Genomic DNA, 2,554 nt, shown 5'->3' with positions numbered 1-2,554 from the left:
TGGAAGAGCTGGCGGCGCAGTGTCATACCTCGCGCTCGGTGTTCGCCCAACACTTTCAAACCACGATCGGCACGCCACCGTTGCGCTACGCCACCGAACTGCGGATGCGCCTGGCCAGCCAGTGGCTGACGCTGGAGCGGCTGCCCATTGAAACCGTGGCGCAACGCCTTGGCTATAACTCCCAGGCCGCGTTCAGCCGGGCATTCAAGCGCGTCACCGGGCAGCCGCCGGGGGCCAGCCGGCGATCTTGAGCCGCTAGGAAAAGTGCGTGATCAACATTTCTCGCACTGCACTGACCAGCGAAGCCTCGCCCGGACGCGGCGGTAACAGGCTGAACTCGACATCGGGCAGCGCCGGAAGCGTTTGAATCGACCGGCATGCCTCGGCCCCGGCAGGCACGGCCGAGCTGTTCAGGCACGCCACGCCCAGCCCCGCCAGCAGTGCCGATTGCAGGCCCGCCACCCCGGACGCGGAATGCGCAATGACATACGGCACCCCGCGCGCATCCAACAGGTCGATGGTGAACCGCTGCAAGCTGCAATCCTGGGGAAGTACCACCAACGGCAGCGGCGCCACGAGTTCGTGCTGTGCGTCGAACCCACTGAGTGCCACCCACCGCAGGGCCTCTCGTCGTACGGGAATGCCTTCGGGAAGGCTGCGACCATCGAGGATGCGCATCGACAGGCCAATGTCGAATTCGCCGCTGTTGGCGCCCTTTTCGATTTGGAGGCTCTTGCGCACCGAAACATGCAACCGAAGCTGCGGATATCGCGTGCGCAACCCCTTCAACATACCCGCGATGGCGCTGGGCAAAAAATAGTCGGTGATGGCCAGCGCAGTTCGCCGCTCAAGGTTACGCCGCGCATATCCTCAAGCACGCAGTCACTCAGCGCGAGCAATTCACGCGCATGTGCCAGCAGGCGCTCCCCGGCAGGTGTGGGGCTCACGCCTTTTTTGCCGCGCTCCAGCAGCGTCACGCCGGTGAAGGTTTCCAGCTTGCGAAGTTGCTCACTGAGCGCGGACTGGGAACGGCACAGCTTGGGCGCGGCCGCCGAAAGGCTGCCGGATTCCAGGATGGCGACGAAGGAGCGCAGTTGCTCAAGGTCAAAGGGGCGCATGTCTAACCTGCGTTTTTTCCGATAGATATCATTATATCTTCCCGTTTTTCAGATCCGAATAATTTTCTTAATCTGGCACCTCACCCTACCCTTACGAGGAATTCGCCATGCCAGGCATCACCCTGAAAATCTCCGGAGAACGCAATCCCGAACTGGTGCGCCAGCTCGTCCCACAGCTCACTGCACTGACCTGTGAAGTGCTCGAGAAACGCCCGGAGCAGACCTTGCTGATTCTCGATTTTGTACCGCATGACCAGTGGTTCATTCATAACCGCTCGCTGGCCGAACATGGGCGCAACGCATTCCGCCTGGAAGTCACCGTGACCGATGAGACCAACACCAAGGCGCAAAAGGCGCGTTTTCATCGTGAGGCCTACACGCTGTTGGCGGAGTTGATCGGCAACCTGCACCCACACTCCAATGTGCACATCATCGACTGCCGGGCCAGTGCCTACGGCTATGAAGGGGTGACTCAGGAGTACCGCTATCAACACACCTGATAGGCCGGGAAAAAGCCGCGCATGAATATCGATCAGGTCAATGCGCGGCTCATCAAGTCCGTGAACAGTTGCAGAACCCGTTCATCATCCACGCCCAACAATCGGTCACCCACATAGCATTCGGTCTTGCACCATCCCGGTCCATGAACGACAGCACGCCCAGCCGCGACACCAGGTAACGCCCCGGCAAAAGGACCGTCGACGCGGGCTTTTATGACAAAAATTTCATACAGCTAAACTGTACAGTTTTTCTGCACGCATGCTAACGTCCGGGCATGAACAAACCTTCCATCACCTCCGAAACCCAATCCGCCGCCCTGGCTGCCGAGCTGCGCATCTCCCTGGGCAAGCTGATACGCCGGCTGCGGGAACAAACCCATCCGAACGATTTCACTTCCGCCCAGAAGTCGGTGCTGCTGCGCCTGGACCGAGACGGGCCCAGCACCGTCTCGGCCCTGGCCCGGGCGGAGAGCGTGCGGCCGCAGTCCATGCGCATCACCGTGGCCGGGCTGGAAACGATGAAAGCGATCAGGGGCAAACCCGACCCCAGCGATGGGCGCCAAACCCTGATCGAGCTGACTCCCGGCTTTCGTAAGCACCTGATCGCCAGCCGGGCAGCCAAGGACGATTGGCTGCTGCGGGCGCTGCAGGAGCAACTGTCTGCCGAAGAACAAGCTGAACTCGCGGCAGCGGTAAAGCTGCTGGAGCGCCTTGCCGACTTTTGAGCCCCCTATCCGTTCGAGGACATCCCATGGCCGTCACCTTGCTGGATCCCAACACCGCGCTGATCATCGTGGACTTGCAAAAAGGCATCGCCGAATACCCGTTCATCCACCCCATCGGCGCCGTGGTGGAACGCTCCCGTGCACTGCTCGACGCGTTCCGCGAGCGCGGCATGCCGGTGGTGCTGGTCAACGTCACAGGCTTCGCCCCCGG

General features: G+C 61.4%; 6 protein-coding genes. 4 read left to right on the top strand and 2 right to left on the bottom strand.

Annotated elements, in window-relative coordinates; genetic code table 11:
- Positions 1-251 (top strand): helix-turn-helix transcriptional regulator (locus HX846_RS13960; protein WP_178965565.1); only part of this gene is annotated, 251 nt, incomplete at its 5' end.
- Positions 252-255: 4 nt separating this feature from the next.
- Here the strand turns inward: HX846_RS13960 and HX846_RS39540 are convergent.
- Together HX846_RS39540 and HX846_RS39535 are read right to left on the bottom strand one after the other, a co-directional pair.
- Positions 256-792, bottom strand: a complete 537-nt coding sequence (locus tag HX846_RS39540; RefSeq protein WP_256739815.1) for a LysR substrate-binding domain-containing protein — start codon at positions 790-792, stop codon at positions 256-258.
- A complete protein-coding gene (locus HX846_RS39535) occupies positions 786-1,118 on the bottom strand; it encodes a LysR family transcriptional regulator (RefSeq protein WP_256739814.1) in 333 nt (110 codons plus the stop codon). The genes HX846_RS39540 and HX846_RS39535 overlap by 7 nt, the downstream gene beginning before the upstream one ends.
- 107 nt (positions 1,119-1,225) lie before the next feature.
- Between HX846_RS39535 and HX846_RS13950 the strand changes: the two genes are divergently transcribed.
- The 3 genes from HX846_RS13950 to HX846_RS13940 form a co-directional block, all read left to right on the top strand.
- A complete protein-coding gene (locus tag HX846_RS13950; protein ID WP_003214522.1) occupies positions 1,226-1,618 on the top strand; it encodes a tautomerase family protein in 393 nt (130 codons plus the stop codon).
- 275 nt (positions 1,619-1,893) lie between these two features.
- Positions 1,894-2,343, top strand: coding sequence for a MarR family winged helix-turn-helix transcriptional regulator (locus HX846_RS13945; RefSeq protein ID WP_003214523.1), 450 nt, complete (start codon positions 1,894-1,896; stop codon positions 2,341-2,343).
- Positions 2,344-2,369: 26 nt separating this feature from the next.
- Positions 2,370-2,554: isochorismatase family protein (locus HX846_RS13940; RefSeq protein ID WP_178965564.1), on the top strand; the 185-nt coding region annotated here is incomplete at its 3' end.

The sequence above is a fragment of the Pseudomonas sp. K5002 genome (assembly GCF_013386655.1).
In the GTDB taxonomy this organism is placed as follows: domain Bacteria; phylum Pseudomonadota; class Gammaproteobacteria; order Pseudomonadales; family Pseudomonadaceae; genus Aquipseudomonas.
Note: the sequence above shows the minus strand (reverse complement) of the source record. Positions and strands in the feature narration are given on the sequence as shown.